1 protein-coding gene is annotated in these 271 nt (G+C 61.6%); it reads right to left on the bottom strand.

Annotated elements, in window-relative coordinates; translation table 11 throughout:
• Positions 1–271, bottom strand: a 271-nt coding sequence (locus AC1RPJ_RS08185; protein WP_481762911.1) for a tyrosine-type recombinase/integrase, incomplete at both ends; no start/stop codon positions are given.

The following is a 271-nucleotide window of genomic DNA, read 5'->3' as shown; positions in this document are numbered from 1 at the left end:
ATGTAGGTCGTCGATCAGCAGGAAGTCGCGAGCCTTGCGGAACAGCATATCGAGCGTCGCCGATGACACCGTGAAACACCGCTCGCGGTCGGCCACGGTGCGTAGCAGGCGCAATGCCTGCCGCGATAGCGGAACCTGCCGTGGCTTTCCCGTCTTGTATTGCATCTTGTGCTCGACCGTGGCGACCCGCTTCTCCATGTTCAGCTTGCTGCGGCCCAGATTCAGGATCTCGCCGGCACGCATGGCGGTGCGCAGCGCAATCATGAAGATC

The organism is Dellaglioa sp. CoH-57-MRSF-17 (assembly GCF_056782015.1).
This window is presented reverse-complemented; position numbering and strand designations above follow the sequence as displayed.